The 14995-nt window shown below is 59.2% G+C and carries 15 protein-coding genes; 7 read left to right on the forward strand and 8 right to left on the reverse strand.

Translation table 11 applies throughout. The features are described 5' to 3' along the window. Nucleotides 1-6: 6 nt before the first annotated feature. The 6 genes from ACM6I5_RS12755 to ACM6I5_RS12780 are packed head-to-tail and all read right to left on the reverse strand — an operon-like array spanning nt 7 to nt 5005. Nucleotides 7-507, reverse strand: a complete 501-nt coding sequence (locus ACM6I5_RS12755; RefSeq protein ID WP_017338081.1) for an aromatic-ring-hydroxylating dioxygenase subunit beta — start codon at nt 505-507, stop codon at nt 7-9. Then, nucleotides 504-1787 (reverse strand): aromatic ring-hydroxylating oxygenase subunit alpha, encoded by a 1284-nt coding sequence (locus ACM6I5_RS12760; protein ID WP_414883990.1) that lies wholly within the window; start codon nt 1785-1787, stop codon nt 504-506. The genes ACM6I5_RS12755 and ACM6I5_RS12760 overlap by 4 nt, the downstream gene beginning before the upstream one ends. 22 nt (nt 1788-1809) lie before the next feature. Beyond that, nucleotides 1810-2958, reverse strand: a complete 1149-nt coding sequence (locus ACM6I5_RS12765; protein ID WP_414883991.1) for an amidase — start codon at nt 2956-2958, stop codon at nt 1810-1812. Then, nucleotides 2955-3440 (reverse strand): nuclear transport factor 2 family protein, encoded by a 486-nt coding sequence (locus tag ACM6I5_RS12770; protein ID WP_017338078.1) that lies wholly within the window; start codon nt 3438-3440, stop codon nt 2955-2957. Before ACM6I5_RS12770 ends, ACM6I5_RS12765 begins: the two co-directional genes overlap by 4 nt. A 3-nt stretch (nt 3441-3443) precedes the next feature. Continuing rightward, nucleotides 3444-3815 (reverse strand): hypothetical protein, encoded by a 372-nt coding sequence (locus ACM6I5_RS12775; protein ID WP_008033901.1) that lies wholly within the window; start codon nt 3813-3815, stop codon nt 3444-3446. 26 nt (nt 3816-3841) lie between these two features. Then, nucleotides 3842-5005, reverse strand: coding sequence for an acyl-CoA dehydrogenase family protein (locus tag ACM6I5_RS12780; protein WP_017338077.1), 1164 nt, complete (start codon nt 5003-5005; stop codon nt 3842-3844). A gap of 225 nt (nt 5006-5230) precedes the next feature. Between ACM6I5_RS12780 and ACM6I5_RS12785 the strand changes: the two genes are divergently transcribed. The 7 genes from ACM6I5_RS12785 (at nt 5231) to ACM6I5_RS12815 (ending at nt 12315) form a co-directional block, all read left to right on the forward strand. Continuing rightward, entirely contained in the window at nt 5231-6712 is a 1482-nt protein-coding gene (locus ACM6I5_RS12785; protein WP_414883992.1) for a PAS domain S-box protein, read from the forward strand. Nucleotides 6713-6988: 276 nt separating this feature from the next. After that, nucleotides 6989-8137 carry an amine dehydrogenase large subunit gene (locus tag ACM6I5_RS12790; protein ID WP_017338075.1) on the forward strand — a complete coding sequence of 383 codons (1149 nt, stop codon included), beginning with the start codon at nt 6989-6991 and terminating at the stop codon, nt 8135-8137. Between the two features lie 13 nt (nt 8138-8150). Next, nucleotides 8151-8690, forward strand: coding sequence for a MauE/DoxX family redox-associated membrane protein (locus tag ACM6I5_RS12795; RefSeq protein ID WP_414883993.1), 540 nt, complete (start codon nt 8151-8153; stop codon nt 8688-8690). A gap of 3 nt (nt 8691-8693) precedes the next feature. Further along, on the forward strand, nt 8694-9314 hold the full coding sequence (gene mauD, locus ACM6I5_RS12800) for a methylamine dehydrogenase accessory protein MauD (protein ID WP_017338073.1): 621 nt from the start codon (nt 8694-8696) through the stop codon (nt 9312-9314). A gap of 19 nt (nt 9315-9333) precedes the next feature. Further along, on the forward strand, nt 9334-9855 hold the full coding sequence (locus tag ACM6I5_RS12805; protein WP_008079640.1) for a methylamine dehydrogenase light chain: 522 nt from the start codon (nt 9334-9336) through the stop codon (nt 9853-9855). Between the two features lie 99 nt (nt 9856-9954). After that, nucleotides 9955-10476: a cytochrome C gene (locus ACM6I5_RS12810; RefSeq protein WP_414883994.1), complete on the forward strand. Its 522-nt coding sequence runs from the start codon at nt 9955-9957 to the stop codon at nt 10474-10476. A 414-nt stretch (nt 10477-10890) separates the two neighbouring features. Next, nucleotides 10891-12315, forward strand: a complete 1425-nt coding sequence (locus tag ACM6I5_RS12815; protein ID WP_017338071.1) for an undecaprenyl-phosphate glucose phosphotransferase — start codon at nt 10891-10893, stop codon at nt 12313-12315. Between the two features lie 23 nt (nt 12316-12338). Here the strand turns inward: ACM6I5_RS12815 and ACM6I5_RS12820 are convergent, their stop codons facing one another. Together ACM6I5_RS12820 and ACM6I5_RS12825 are read right to left on the reverse strand one after the other, a co-directional pair. Next, the gene (locus tag ACM6I5_RS12820) at nt 12339-13475 is read right to left on the reverse strand and encodes a glycosyltransferase 61 family protein (protein WP_414883995.1); all 1137 of its coding nucleotides are present in this window, start codon (nt 13473-13475) and stop codon (nt 12339-12341) included. 77 nt (nt 13476-13552) lie between these two features. Further along, entirely contained in the window at nt 13553-14695 is a 1143-nt protein-coding gene (locus tag ACM6I5_RS12825; RefSeq protein ID WP_414883996.1) for a hypothetical protein, read from the reverse strand. Between the last annotated feature and the right edge of the window lie 300 nt (nt 14696-14995).

Here is a 14995-nt window from a genome sequence, read left to right on the forward strand (position 1 = left end):
TGACCCTCACAGCAGGAAACCGAGCGCGCTCAGGCTGTCCGTGGAATTGATCAGGCGCACGACCTTGCGCTCCAGCTTCGCGACACCGTCGGTGAAGCGAATGCGATGGTTCAGGTCAGCCACGAACGGCGTGTGCACGCCGCGTTTGTAGGCGTACAGCAACTGCGCGGAATTCACGTCAACCACGTCCCCCGCCGCTTCCACCAGACGAAAGCGCGAAACGCTGCGCACGGTTTTCGCCGCGTCCACCGCCGACGGCGAGTAGCCGGCAGTCAAGCGTTCGATGCGCAAGTCACGCATGCGTGCATCGTCATAGGCGTAGTTGAGGCTGGCCTCGAAGTCTTCGGTGTCCGGGTCGATCGGCACGATGTAGCGGCCGTTGTCGCTCCACAATGTTGCCCATTCGGCGTAGCGCTTGTGATCGAGCAGTTCGGCTTCGCGCCAGATGAACTCGATGGCCTGGGCCAACGGGCCGGAAAAACCGTTCAGGGTGTCGTGATTGCTCATTGGCTCATCATCCTTTTCCACATGTCATAGGCACCGCGCATGCCGCCCTCATCGGTGGCGTGGCTAACCTTGTCACCGTTTTCAGCAATGATTTCGCGATTGAGGCCGCGGTTGACCAGAATCGGCGCATTGACGCCGGCGTACGAACCGCGCTGCACTCGGTCCCAGGCCTCGGCATCGTCCGGACTGCCGAAACCGAACGGACCCTGGAAATGCTCGTGAATACGCAAGCGTTCGCGGTTGGCGATTTCCGGACCGCCATCCATGCCAAGCGCGACGTGACGGATCTCCGTCTCAGTCACCGAGACCGGACGCAGCACGCGGAAGAACGACATCGACATCGCGACGTTCGGGAACAGGTTCAGGTTGAAACCGGCGCCGTGCAGCGAACGGACGATGCGGCGTACTTGCGCAGGCTCCATGGTTTTCGACAGTTCTTCGGTGACGTGAGCGAAGCGTTCCTGCAATTGTTCGGTGCCGTCGTCGTGATCCAGATCGACGTGCTCCGGGACCATCACCATCACGCTGTGGCCATTGCCCAGCGAATGGGTGACGGCTTGCTCGTCGGTCATGAACGAGAGCATTTCCGAGGTTTCTTCGTCCACCGACGACATGAACGACTTGTGTACGATCGGGAAGTGATAGCCGTCCGTGGTGTTTTCCAGCTGGATCTTCCAGTTGCCCTTGAAGCTGAACCTGTGTTCGCCCTGAGTCTTGATCGGGTAACCGGCGCCCTGCTTCATGAACAGGTCCATCCAGTGTTTTGCACCGCCAAGGAAATCCACCAACGGCTCGATCTCGTCGTTGTAACTGGCGAAGACCATGCCGGCATAACTCTCCACGCGCAGGCGGGTGAGCGGCAGTTCGGACTTTTCCAGAATGCCTTCGTAGCCATCCGGATAAGGCAGCGCACGCAGTTTGCCGTCGAGGCCATACGACCAGCTGTGATACGGACAGGTGAAACCGGTGGCGTTGCCCTTGTGCTTTTCACACACCGTGGCGCCACGGTGCCGGCAGCGGTTTTCCAGGACGTTGATCTGGCCCTTCTTGTCGCGTACCACAATCACCGGGCGACGGCCGATGGTCGCGGTCTTGAAGTCGCCGCTGTTGCGCACTTCGCTTTCGTGGGCAACCCAGACCCAGGTGCGGTAGAAAATCTTTTCCAGCTCGGCTTCGAACAGTGCCGGGTCGTTGTACAGCGAAACGTCGACCCGGTCGTGGCTGACCAGTTCGTCCGGGCTTTTCGATGATGCGATCAGCCGGTATTCATGAGTGCTCATGCGGTTCTCCTCATGGCTTTTCTTATGACTTATTTTCAGGGGTTGGCCGCTCAAGGGCCATGCTCTGTTGCAGCTGCGCACCGAAGGCGCAGACAAGCTCGTCCTGGCCTTTACGGCCCACAATCTGCAGGCCGACTTTCAGCCCGCCGCACTCCAGTTCCACCGGCACCGTCAGTGCCGGATGGCCGCTGAGGTTGAAAGGCCGAACCAGTGGCGTCATGCCGGCCACGGCTTTGCTCGCGCTGCGCGCTTCAATCAGCGTCGGTGGCAGGCTTGGCATCGTCGGTAACAACAGCACCGCAAACTCCTCCAGGGCGGCGTCCACTTGCTGAGTGAAACGTGCGCGAACTTTTTCAGCCTGCGCCAGCTCGGCGGCGTTGGTACGGCTGGCGGCCAACAGACGTTGCTCGACATCCGCGCCGATCAGGCCTTTACCGGTGAGGTGACCGAACGCGGCCCAGTTTTCGACGTTGATGACGGTCAGGCCGGCGGCAAACGCGGCCTCGAATTCGCTCAGGCGCAGGAGGCTGCGACGCCAGCCGGCACGGTCGACGGCGGTGTCGAGGCAGGCTTGCAATAGCGGGTCGCAATCGACTTCAAGGAAACCGACTGACGCGCTACTCGTTGGCAAACCCTGAACCTGAAAGCCAGGGCAAATCACCTGCATCGCAGCAATCAAATCCGCCATGTCGGCAGCAAACGGCCCGACGCAATCAAGACTGGAAACCGCCGGATGGGCGCCGACCCGGCTGACCCGCCCGTATGTCGGCTTCAACCCGGCAATGCCGCAACACGCCGCCGGTACGCGAACCGAACCGCCCGTGTCGGTGCCAATGGCGATGTCCGCCAGACCGGCGGCGACGGCTGCGGCCGAACCGCTGGAGGAACCGCCCGGCACCCGGTCCGGCGCCTGCGGATTGATCGGGGTGCCGGTCCAGTCGTTGATGCCGGTGACGCCGAAGGCCAACTCGTGCAGGTTGGTTTTGCCGACGATTTGCCAGCCTGCATCGAGGATCGCGTCCACCACGTCGGCGTTGCGCACCGCCGGTTTGGCATCGGCAAATGCACGACTGCCCGAACGCGTCGGATGGCCGGCAATGTCGATCGAGTCTTTGATCGCGACCCGTTTGCCGCCACCACCGAGTCGAAATTCGCTGATAAACGTACTCATGCGCCCGGCTCCGAGGTGAAGAGGTCCGTGTTGAACAAGCGTTGCGTACGCAAATGCGCGATCAGCCAGGAGCCGTCGACACAGCGGAAATCGATATTCAACCGTGTGCCGAACAGCTCACTGCGGCCATCGGTGTAAGTGGATATCTGCTGCATGATCCACTGCCCTCGGGCCGTGTTGCCGTCGACCGTGATCGACTCGCTGGTGAGGTAATGCAGGTTCAGGCGAAAGTGCTCCGAAGGCGGCAAGTAACTGCCGACGAACGCCGCCACCGCATCACGCCCACGGTGCTGGCCGAAGGTCTGCGCGGTGACGCTGCCGATGCCTTCCCAGATCGCATCGATGCAGAACAACGCCGCCAACTCGCTGACTTGAGTCACCGCCCTCGGCACATCGCACAAGTCCATATAACGCGCCATCAAGCGACGCACCTGACTCTCCCCTTCGAGCGTCGCGAGACGCTGCAGCAAGGCCTCGTTCATGGCTTACACCCTGGCCGCATCTGGAATGGTCAGCGGGCGACCGATGCGCGCTTCTACCTTGGCGTAACGCCACAGGCTGTATTCGTTCACCGGTGTGGTGCGAAACAGGTTGCAGGCGTCGATCACCGACTGGTGGCAGTCGACGTCGGCCATGATGTAGACGGTCCACGGTGAGGTGGTGGACGGGCCGACCATCAGCCGGTCATCGTCCATCGCGCCGAGAACGGTAATCCCGGGCATGGCGCCGAGGGAGCCCATCATCTGGCTGAAACCCTTCCACACGCTCAGGCCTTCGCCGGTGGGCAGGTCAAAAAAATTCTGGGTGATACCGATGCAAAAGACGACGCGCAGAGGTTCTTGGGTGGTCTGGGACATGGGGGTTGATCCTTTGAATAATGGGTTCAGATGTAGCCAGGGAATGGCGGCACGCCGAGGAACACCGAGCCGGCGCCGTCGTACAGGCCTTCGCTGAGGAACGCGTGCTGGGTGACCACCATCGAATCGCGCAGGTAGCGCTGCAGCGGATGGCGCAGGTAAATCGCGGTGGTGCCGGCGAGGCTGTAAGCGCTCTGCACCACGGCCGCTCCGGCCTGGGAAACGTGGATCGCACTGAGGCGCAACAGGCTGGTTTGTTCGGCGGTAACCGGGTTGCCGGCAAGGATCGAATGCCACACCTGCTCGGTGGCGCCGTAGAAGAAACCGCGCGCGGCGGCCAAACGCGCTTCGGCCTTGGCGATCTCGATGCGCACGTAGGCACGGTCGGCCATTTTCGGCGCGCCGGTGATGCCGCTGCCGGCCGCCATGCGGCTGACTTCATCGAGCGCGGCGCGGGCCAGACCGAGGTTGACCACGGCCAGCACTTGCGCGGCGTAGGCAATCGAGGGGTAGCGGAACAGCGGCTCGTCGATGGTCGAAGCGCCGCCACGGATGAAGGTCCAGCGTTCATCAACGCGTTGGTCGGTGACGCGCAAATCGTGGCTGCCAGTGCCTTTGAGGCCGACCACGTCCCAGTTTTCGACGATGTCGACTTGATCGGCGCGCAAGACCGCGGTGCGTGGTTTGCCGCCGGCAGCGCCAATACCCACGCCGAGCAGATCGGCGCCCTTGCAGCCGCTGGCGAATTTCCAGGTGCCGCTGACCTGCCAGCCGCCCTCGACGGTTTCGGCGGGTTGCAGCGGAAACAAGCCGCCAGCGAACACCAGGTCAGGACTTTTCGAGTAAATTTCAGCGAGGGTTTCTGGCGGCAATGCGGCGAGATAAACACCCGCACTGCCGAAGCTGGCCACCCAGCCGGCCGAGCCGTCGGCTTCGGAAATGCGTTCGATCATTCGCAGGAACAGCGCCGGCGCCAGGGCGTCACCGCCAAAGCATTTCGGCGTGGCGGCACGGTAGATGCCCACCTGTTTGAAGCGTTCGATCATGTCCCTCGGCACGTGGGAGCCGGTGTCGAATTCCTCACGACGCTGGCGCACTTCCTCCAGCACCTGCTCAAAGGCCTGGCTGTGGACGGTGTTCTCGTCGACGCCTGGCAGAGGGTCTTTCTCCGCGACAGCTGAACGCAGCATGGGCTTCTCTCCGTTTAATTGTTATTGGTCGGAGCCTGCCTGGCGGCGTGGCGACCGTTGATGGGCTCAGTGTAAAAACCGCATCGGGTCGCCACTATTGGTGCGTGTAGCCACTTGGCTAAAGAAATCCCCTAGCCCGCCCCCGGTTACTTCTGAGCGCATCCCCACGCGCAAGACGGTATAAAACGCCATACTTCCCTTTCACCGGTTCCTCTGGGCTGCGCGATGTACCTGCCAAAACCGCACGACTTTTTCACCCTCATCGAAGCCATGCCGTTGTGCATCATTCTTCACGACGCACAGAGCAAGGAGATTCTCTGGGCCAACGCCGCCGCCCTGAGCGCGCTCGGTTTCACCCTGGAAGAACTGACGCCGCTCAAAGCCCCGGACATGACCCGCGATGCGCCAAAGTACCGGCGCTCGGTGGGTTTGCGCTGGCTCGAAGGCGCCGCGCGCACGGGCCAGCGCGCCATCGAGTGGTGTTATCGCTCCAAGCAGGGGGTTGAAATTCTGTCCGAGGCGGTCGCCACACTGGTGCATCTGGAAGGGCGCGATGTGTTGATGGTGCAGTTCCGCGACATTTCCAGGGAAGACAAGGTCAAGCGCGACCTCAAGCGTTTCGAGAGTCGGCTCAAGGCGTTCATGCAGGACCTGGCCGAAGGTGTTGCGGTGCTTGGTCCTGAGGGAGATATCCGTTTTATCAGCGACTCCGGCGCCCATTTGCTCAACAGCGAAGAGCACGCGCTGATCGGCGAAAATTTCCTGTCCTGGTGCGACGAGGAGTCACGCCAGCGCCTGTTGCAACAGTTGGCCAGCGAAACACCGGAACACGCACCGTTCAGCGTGCATTACCACGTGCAGCGCCGCGACGGTGAGTGGCGCTGGCATGAGGCGACCTGTCGTTTTATCGAAATCGAAGACGATCTGGTTGGCCATCTGCTGTTGTTTCGCGACGTCACCGAGCAAGTGCGCGCCGAAGAAGCGCGGCGCGTCAGCGAGCAAAAACTCGAGTACCTGGCCCGCTACAACGCCATGGGCGAAATGGCCGTGGCGATTGCCCATGAGCTGAGCCAGCCGCTGGCCGCCACCCGCAACTTCATCGAAGGCGCGATGATTCGCCTGAACAAAGAGCAAGCCACCGATCAGGGCGTCGCCTGGGGCTTGCAAAACGCCGTGCGGCAAATCGAGCATGCGTCGCTGATCATCAAGAGCGTGCGCGATTACGTGGTCAAGCTGGAGCAAAGCGAAGAGCTGATCGACCTCAATGCGTTGCTGCGCGAAACCCGTTACTTCATCAGCCTGCGCGCCGACCCGAGTCAGGTCCGCGTCGACATTGTCGCCAGCCCGACGCCGCTGATGGTGAGCTGCGAAAAAGTGCTGATCGGTCAGGTCATTCTCAATCTGGCGTTCAACGCGATTGAAGAGATGAACGACTTGCCGGTCGAACGACGGGTGTTGCGGATTCAGGCCAGCGCCGAGAACCACCTGGCGCTGGTGCGCATCGAAGACTGCGGTCGCGGCATTCAGGCCCAGGCGCAAGAGAAGCTCTTCGACGGCTTCTTCTCCTCCAAGGTCAGCGGCAACGGCATCGGCCTGGCGCTGTGCAAAAACATCATCGGCCGCCACCGTGGCGATATCTGGGCGCAAAACCTTGAGCCCTGCGGCGCCGTGTTCACCTTCTCCCTTCCCCTCGCCACTCCCGCCTGACACTCGAAGACTCGCTACGACCAAAACCTGAGACAAGCAGAAAACCTGTGGCGAGGGGTTTACCCCCCTTGCCACAGGTTTTTCACCCGACTCCCGCGCCCAGTTGATCGGCAGTTTCTGCGATTTCGAAATGTGCTTCTTGAGACTGGCACAGACACACAAACACTTGGCAGCCACAGCAATTCACCCCCTCGGCCGGCGAGGCAGAATCGAACTGCAAAAATCTGCCAATGCATCCGCGATTTGCGTGAACAATAATTCAGGGAGTTCCCCCTAATGCGAGCCACCAGGATCACCGTACAGTCAGCGCTGAGTCTCAGCCTGCTGGTACTGGGTTTGAACAATGCCAGCGCGGATCTGCCCGCTGACACGATCGGCCAGACCGTTCTGGCATTTCCACCGGAAGTCCATCGCGCGTTCATCGTCGACGTCGAATTCGAAAGCTTCGTGGCCGGCCGCGTCACCGTGGTCGACCCCGACAAAAAACGCGTCCTCGGCATGGTACCCACCGGTTTTGCAGCGCCTTCGACGCTCAGCCACGATCAGAAAACCCTCTACAGCGCCGACATCTTTTACTCACGCGGCACCCGTGGCACACGCACGGATGTGTTGACCGCATGGGACAGCTCGACCCTGTCGCCGGCCTGGGAGCTGTTGATTCCGACCAAGCGCGCCGAGTCGCTGACCCAGCGCTACGGCTTGAAGACCAGCGGCGATGACCGCTTCGTCTACGTCTACAACTTCACGCCGTCGACTTCAGTGACCGTGGTCGACACCCAGGCCAAGTCCGTCGCCGCTGAACTGGCGATTCCGGGTTGCGTACTCAACTACCCGATCGGCAACCGCCGCTTCGCCTCGCTGTGCGGCGATGGCAGCCTGCAGGTGATCACGCTCAACGATCAGGGCCAGGAAACCGCGCGCAGCCGCACGCCGTTCTTCGACCCCAATGCTGAGAAGCTCAATGAGCGCGCGGTGAACATCGGCGACACCTATTACTTCACCACCACGACGGGCACGGTGCGCCCGGTGGATTTCTCTGCCGATGCACCGAAAATCCTGCCGGCGTGGTCACTGACCAGCGACGAGGAAAAGAAAGCCGGATGGGCGCCCGGTGGCTGGCAGCTGATGGCCGTCGCGCCAAAGCTGAACCGTTTGTACGTGCTGATGCACGACGCTCACGAACCGATGAAGTGGGAAGACCCGAGCCCGCTGATCTGGGCGTTTGATCTGAAAACCCACAAGAAGGTGGCGACGCTGGAAGCACCGGTACCGGTCTGGAGCATGCAGGCCACCGGCGACGACAAGCCGCTGCTGCTCGGCACGGACGTTGAAGGCGGTTTGCAGATTTTCGACCTCAAGACCAACACGCTCACTGGCAGCATGCCGAAAGTCGCCAAAACCGCGACTCAGGTCATGAGCTACTAAACGAGGTTCGGCCATGTATATCGATCCGATCTTCATCATTGCCAGCGCGCTCGCGATTGCGGTGTTGCTGGCCAGTGCCGCGACGCACAAGTTACGTGCACCGGCACGTTTTGCCAGGCAACTGGGCGACTACCAACTGCTGCCTGACGCGATCGTGCGCCCTGTCGCCCGAGTCATTCCAGTGATTGAACTGGCGATTGCCTTTGCGCTGCTGGTGCCGGCCTGCCGTTCGTGGGCGGCGCTCAGTGCTGCCAGCCTGATCGCGCTCTACGCCGCGGCCATCGGCATCAACCTGTGGCGCGGTCGCGGCGACATCGACTGCGGTTGTGCCGGCCCGGACCAGGCGCAGCCATTGCGTCCGGTTCTGCTGTTGCGCAACAGCGCGCTGGTGGTCCTGGCGCTGCTGGCCAGCGTGTCGCCGGTCGCCCGTGACCTTGGTTTTTTCGACGGCTTCGTCACTGTCGCCGCCAGCGCCGTCGCGCTGCTGATTTACGCCGCAGCCGACGGCTTGCTGGCGAACTCCCCTCTTCTGCTCAAACTGATTGGTAGGTGATCAATGGAAGGCTTAATCGTTTCCAACGTTCTGCTCTGGGTACTGCTGGTGGCCGTGGCGTTTGTCGTCATGGGCCTGGTCCGGCAGATTGGTGTGCTGCACGGGCGTCTGGCCCCGGCCGGTGCGCTGATGGTCGACAAAGGCGTGGCGGTCAACGAAGCCGCGCCGCAAGTCACGGCTTCCGACCGTCACGGTCGCCCGGTCAACTTCGGCTATGCCGGTGAAAAATCCCAACTGCTGTTTTTCCTTTCGCCGACCTGCCCGATCTGCAAATCCCTGCTGCCGGCGATCAAGTCGATTGCCAGGGAACAGGCGAATCGCCTCGACGTGGTGTTCATCAGCGACGGTGACATGGACGCCCAGCAAGCGCTGATCCGCGAACACAAACTGGAAGACGCCACTTATGTGGTCGGGCCGGAAGTCGGCATGACCTATCAGATCGGCAAGCTGCCGTACGCCGCCCTGATCGACAAGACCGGCACCTTGCGCGCCAAAGGCCTGGTCAACTCCCGCGAGCACCTGGACAGCCTGTTCGAAGTCGAACACCTGAAAAGCGCCACGCTGCAGGAATACCTGAACAGCCAGCCGCACGCTCACGATCACAGCCACGGCCATAGCCACTGATTAAGGCAGGGAGACTTTTATGAAACTGCTGGATCTGTTATTCGAGCGCTCGACCCGTCGAGTGGCCGACACCACCTCGCGTCGCAAACTGCTGGCGCGCATGGGTTCCCTGATGGTCGCGGGCGCCGCGCTGCCCCTGCTGTTGCCGCTGGACCGCACCAGCAAAGCCCTGGCCGCGGACAACCCGAAGGCCGGTGACCCGGGTGATCCGAACAGTTGCGACTACTGGCGCTACTGCTCGATCGACGGTTTTCTGTGCAGCTGCTGCGGGGGGTCGGTGACGTCCTGCCCGCCGGGCACCGAAGCGTCGCAAGTCACCTGGATCGGCACGTGCCGCAACCCGGCCGACGGCAAGGACTACATCATTTCGTACAACGACTGCTGCGGTAAACAGAGCTGCGCCCAGTGCGCCTGCACCCGTAACGACAGTGAAGAACCGGCCTATCGCCCGTTCAACAACAACGATGTGAACTGGTGCCTGGCCGCCAAATCGCACATCTACCACTGCACCGTTTCGATCATTCGTGGCGTGGCGGTTTAACGCGCAGTTGCCGTCGATTGTTCGCGCAATCGGCGGTTTTTTTTTGGTTTGTCGTTTTTTTTATTTGCGGTTACCGGCCATCAGCACAAGGTGTCTGTCATGCGTAAGTTGCTATTCCTCGGTCTTGCCTGCGTCATGGCTGCCCCGCTCGTACACGCCAGAGCCATCCCCGACCCGGCGCAGCGTCATGCGCCGGGTAATGAAGCGCCGCAGAAACCGATTGCCCAGGCCGGCTACAGCGTTGGCGTGAATTACCAATTGCAATGCGCCGGTTGCCACCTCGGCAACGGCATGGGCTCCCCCGCCAATGACACACCGCGGATGGCGGGATTTGTCGGCAACTTTCTCAAGGTGCCGGGCGGGCGCGAGTTTCTCGTGCGTGTTCCCGGCATGTCGCAGTCCGCGCTGGACAACGCGCAGCTGGCCGACTTGCTGAACTGGCTCATGCGTGCAGACGGCATGGCCGGCAAAAGCACACCTGCGGATTATCAACCTTACAGCGCGGAAGAAGTGGCGGCCCTGCGTGCAAAAACCATGCTCAACCTTCCAGGCACCCGCGCCGAACTGATCCAGCAGATGCGTGCGCAAGGCATCGCCATTGAAGACGGGATGAATAACTGACAACGGTGTAACCGGACCGCCACGATGAAAACGGGGACCCCGGTTCCCGCCCTGCCGCTTGCGCCCTGCCCTGCGAGACGTCTGTCCCGCGCGAGTTACCGTCCCCAAGATTGCTGATCAGACAAGCCTGCGGTAGACACCGCGGAGGCGTCCCCCCGTGTTTGCTCGGCCCCTCCTGCCCAACTTCATTTTTTGCCTTGATTGTTGTATGAAACAGCAGTGATTCAGTGAATGTTTGCACAGTGGTGCTAAAGTGATAGCACCCGACTTCGTCTCACCAGATTTACACATTTTAGGGTGGAGACCTGTCACAAGCATGAGTAACTTGTCGGTGGCGCTGAGGCTCTCAAGCGAGGGCTGTTTGACCTGAATCCTGTCATATCGAGCGCAAGGGAAAGCAAATGAGGTCTGAAAATGATTTTTGAGCCCAACAGTACGCGTTCCGTTCTCCAGCGAAGAAGCAGCACCAGTATCGTCATTCAGGCCGGTCTCGATTGCGTTGCGGTAACCGGTGTCGCGTGGTTTTTGATCAATTATCATATCGGCTTCATTTCCCAGGATTACGTCATCCTGCTCCTGCTCCTGCTGGGGGCATTGGCGGTGGTGTACGACCACTACGCCATTTACCGCAGCAATGTCGGTTTTACCGTCAAAGCCTTCAAGCTTCTGAAAGCGTGGACCGCGACCTTTGGTTTTCTCGTGGCCATGGCTTTTCTGACCAAAACAAGCGAACGGTATTCGCGGCTGTTGGTTGGGGAGTTATTTGTTCTTGGCTACTTTGCCCAGTTGTTTTTGCACCTCGCCACACGGGAAATGCAGAAGCGGTTTCTGGCTCACCCGACGCAACTGGAAAATTCGCTGATCATTGGCTCGGGGGAACTGGCGAGCTACCTCCACAAGAAAATCAGCAATAACCCCTGGCTCGGTGAACGCATCGTCGGCTGTGTGTTGATTGGCGCGGACGATGACTGGGGAAAGGAAGGCCAGGAAGGCGCAACTCGTCTGTCGATACTGGGCAATATCTCCGATCTTGATGAGTTGGTTGTCAAACACGCCATTCGTACCGTCTATTTTGTGACCCCTGTGGGCGGCTCCGAAGTTATCCAGAAGGTCTATTTAAGCCTGTTCGACAAACACGTCAGGGTTAACTGGGTGCCTGACATTTTCGCCTTGAAGTTGATCAACCACAGCGTTCGCGAGATTGCCGGCATTCCCGTGCTGACCTTGTCCGAAACGCCGCTGATGGGTATGCGGCTGTTTCTGAAGAATCTCGAAGACAAGGTCGGAGCTTTTCTCATCCTGCTTTTTGCGGCGCCCGTGCTGGCGATCGTCGCCCTTGCGATCAAGATCGATAACCCCGGCCCTGTGTTCTTTCGTCAACAACGCATGGGGTGGAGTGGCGAAGTTTTCCGGATCTGGAAGTTCAGAAGCATGGTGGTCCATCAAGCGTCGGACGGCACCGTCAAGCAGGCACAAAAGAATGATCCACGCGTGACGAGGGTCGGCGCCTTTATTCGGAAAACCAGCCTGGATGAACTGCCGCAGCTGTTCAACGTGTTGATGGGGGAAATGTCGCTGGTAGGCCCTCGTCCGCACGCGATCCAGCACGACGTGCAGTACTCGCCCGATGTCTCGGGCTACTTTGCGCGCCACAACATTAAACCGGGCATCACCGGCCTGGCTCAGGTGCGTGGCCTTCGCGGTGAAACGAAAGATATAGAACAAATGATTCGGCGGGTTGACTCAGACATCGAGTACATCAACAACTGGTCGCTCTGGCTGGACTTCATCATTCTTTTACGGACGGTATCGGCCTTCTCCGGCAAACAAGCCTACTAACCGGTCACGCGTAAAGGCGAGGATTAAGCCTCGCCGTACGATGACGGAAAGAGATCCAGCGTGCGCTCCACTTCATCGGGGTCAATGGTGAAACCGGTGCCCGCGGGCGTGCCGACCACAAAGCCAAAGTTCTGCCGGTCACGATCGGTCAGGTACTTGAAGAAACAGACGAAACGATCAGGCGGCTGCAAAACGAGCAGCGAGCCGCCCGGGGGAAGCACATTGACCCCATGGATAAGCTGGCTCCCCTCGATCCCTATCACGGTTCTTGCCCCGGCACAGGCCGCGACAATGGTTGGAACATCGGATGTCGCCGGGTCGAGAATGCGAAAGCCTCTACGGTCACGCAGGCGCTCTGCCAGTTCCCTCTCATTGCGCAGCAATCGCAGCTCACCCTTGCCGCCTCGCAGGATGAACACGCCCGGATGAGCGCTGACGTTGACGTGCGACAGCAATTTTTCACCCATCGCCCGAAAACGCAGGTGCTTGTTTCGGTTTTGGCTCAGATCGTCAAAGATCACGAGTTCACGGAAAAAAGCATTACGTAAACGAACGGGCCTCATGTCCAGCCAGTTCTCGTAACCGGGGGCATGAAGTATGCCGTTCCTGGCAATGGAAACATTATCGGCAAAGGGTGCCGTGGTCACCGGGACACCTTCGTCGCAGGCTAATCGATAGGTCAAACAATCATCCATCAGCCAGGTGCCAAACCATTTGTTTCCCCCCGCAGTGCAATACAACGCGCCGCGATCGATTTCGTTTTCTACGCGAATGCCCGGTAACCGGCCAGCACCCGGGGTCAACCATGATTTGGCATTGCCTTTGTAGAGCGTGCCATCGATCAACCAGACATCCTTCAGCAAGTAGCCTCGGGTCGGGCTATGTTCAACACGACCGATACCTTCCATTGTGCGTCGAGGATGCTCATGAGGATAAAAAAGCGCCTCGGCCCAACCCGTCACACGTTCCAGTTGATCAGGCAAATAGAACGCGGGCGGAGCCATCGCGATTTCGCCCGGGGCAATGTCCCAGGTTTTCACGGCCTGACTCTGAAGGGCCAGCGACGGCGTCCGAGTGACACGCGTGTTGAAAAGGTGCTTATACGCCGCGAAGCTCCATTTCGATTGGCCGCCACTCGTCAATGCATTAAATTGAGACATAGCCACCCCATCCAGATATGGATAAACAGCAACAAGCGTTCTTGGTTAAAACCGGCTTTTTAAAGGCAACAACTTGTTCAGGTGGATACAACAATTTCCAGGACAGGGGGCGACTTCAAATGAGCGTAACGAATGCGCAAGGTGTCGAGAAGCGCTTCTCCCGGCACTCTGGAACAATGGATATATATTGTCGAAAGACCACCAAATCCCATCTCGCGATATCGGCTGGTAACTTCTTCATCACTCGGCCCGTCCGGCAACCCAAGATGAAGTGTCAGGTTTTTACCCTCAACCGCAAATAACGGCGCCTCCCAGAGAAACTGAGCCGCACCTGCCTTGGGCAGTTGAACAAACAAATAACCGTGGTTACCCAGCGTATCGACATCGCCACCGCGTCTTCTTTTCCATTCCAGAAGCCCGTCGTCCGGGCGTGCCAGGCAAGTTCCAATATCGTAATAGTCAAAACCATTTTCAATCGCCCATTCCAGCGCCATGAAGGTGGTAATGGAGTTAACTTCACGTAATTTCTTTGTATCCGAAAACACTACATCTGGGTAACCGAAGCGCACGGTACTCCAATAACGCTTACCTGCCCGGGTGACTACACAGCCAAGATGGCATGCAACAACCTCGTCTTCCAGCAGCACCAGATCGAGTCGCCCGGCAACTTTTGCCACCCGATGAACTTCCTGTGCTTCAATTTGTGAGGCGGCCGAACCATGCCGGGCCGCGGCATAAGGTTGAAGCATTTCCCTATCGGCGATTTCAATCTCGTCATCGTTCAACGCTTGCTTCATGCGGTAACGCAGACGATTCTTGCGCAGGTTCCGACGCAGCTCGGTGTTGTATCTCGCGGTGATCTCGTCGATTGACCTGCTCAGCGGCACGACAGCACTCAAGTACTGAGGCACGTATAAGGCCCCCGGGGTCGGCATTTCGCTGACCACCACTGTCCGGTCTGACTTGCCCAGCTTCAACGGCCCATCAACCCCTTGAGATTGGACGCCCAGTAAAACCTTCACAAACTCCCGCTGTGTTTTCCTGCCCACATAAAGTATGTCGTAGAGGCTGTCTTCCCGCAGTTTGAACCTGACAATTTCCCAGCGCCAAAAACAGGCTCGTCCGAGAATATCCCGCAGCCAGGCGACAGCTTTCCTTAGCTCAAATCGCATTGAAGGAGTTAATAAGCGACGCATGGGTTCTGCTATATATTCTTTCATTTGGTTATTAGCACAATTCAAGGAAGGGCCATTTTAGTTTCAAATCAATAAACCAAAGACTTGAAATGAAAGCGCGACAACTGAGCACATTGTTCAAACCGGTCGGTTATTACAATCTCGATACAATCCGTCATCCACTTTGAGCCTGCCACCCTTCTTCTTGCGAAAAACTCGCCACTCCTTCCCTGGAACTCAAGATTGTTCGACAACATTTTGTTGACGCCAATCTTAATGAAGCAAACAACCTCAAGCACACCCGTCAAGTAAACTTCAACATGAGTAAAGGTGTAACGCCGAAGT

Origin of the sequence: Pseudomonas sp. IT-P171 (assembly GCF_949767765.1) — a bacterium.
Taxonomy (GTDB): domain Bacteria; phylum Pseudomonadota; class Gammaproteobacteria; order Pseudomonadales; family Pseudomonadaceae; genus Aquipseudomonas; species Aquipseudomonas fluorescens_B.

Coding starts and splice junctions, on each gene's coding strand:
- ACM6I5_RS12765 (WP_414883991.1), bottom strand. CDS start 2,958: ATGAGTACGTTTATCAGCGAATTTCGACTCGGTGGTGGCGGCAAACGG.
- ACM6I5_RS12785 (WP_414883992.1), top strand. CDS start 5,231: ATGTACCTGCCAAAACCGCACGACTTTTTCACCCTCATCGAAGCCATG.
- ACM6I5_RS12810 (WP_414883994.1), top strand. CDS start 9,955: ATGCGTAAGTTGCTATTCCTCGGTCTTGCCTGCGTCATGGCTGCCCCG.
- ACM6I5_RS12815 (WP_017338071.1), top strand. CDS start 10,891: ATGATTTTTGAGCCCAACAGTACGCGTTCCGTTCTCCAGCGAAGAAGC.
- ACM6I5_RS12805 (WP_008079640.1), top strand. CDS start 9,334: ATGAAACTGCTGGATCTGTTATTCGAGCGCTCGACCCGTCGAGTGGCC.
- ACM6I5_RS12780 (WP_017338077.1), bottom strand. CDS start 5,005: ATGCTGCGTTCAGCTGTCGCGGAGAAAGACCCTCTGCCAGGCGTCGAC.
- ACM6I5_RS12795 (WP_414883993.1), top strand. CDS start 8,151: ATGTATATCGATCCGATCTTCATCATTGCCAGCGCGCTCGCGATTGCG.
- ACM6I5_RS12820 (WP_414883995.1), bottom strand. CDS start 13,475: ATGTCTCAATTTAATGCATTGACGAGTGGCGGCCAATCGAAATGGAGC.
- ACM6I5_RS12760 (WP_414883990.1), bottom strand. CDS start 1,787: ATGAGCACTCATGAATACCGGCTGATCGCATCATCGAAAAGCCCGGAC.
- mauD (WP_017338073.1), top strand. CDS start 8,694: ATGGAAGGCTTAATCGTTTCCAACGTTCTGCTCTGGGTACTGCTGGTG.
- ACM6I5_RS12790 (WP_017338075.1), top strand. CDS start 6,989: ATGCGAGCCACCAGGATCACCGTACAGTCAGCGCTGAGTCTCAGCCTG.
- ACM6I5_RS12770 (WP_017338078.1), bottom strand. CDS start 3,440: ATGAACGAGGCCTTGCTGCAGCGTCTCGCGACGCTCGAAGGGGAGAGT.
- ACM6I5_RS12825 (WP_414883996.1), bottom strand. CDS start 14,695: ATGAAAGAATATATAGCAGAACCCATGCGTCGCTTATTAACTCCTTCA.
- ACM6I5_RS12755 (WP_017338081.1), bottom strand. CDS start 507: ATGAGCAATCACGACACCCTGAACGGTTTTTCCGGCCCGTTGGCCCAG.
- ACM6I5_RS12775 (WP_008033901.1), bottom strand. CDS start 3,815: ATGTCCCAGACCACCCAAGAACCTCTGCGCGTCGTCTTTTGCATCGGT.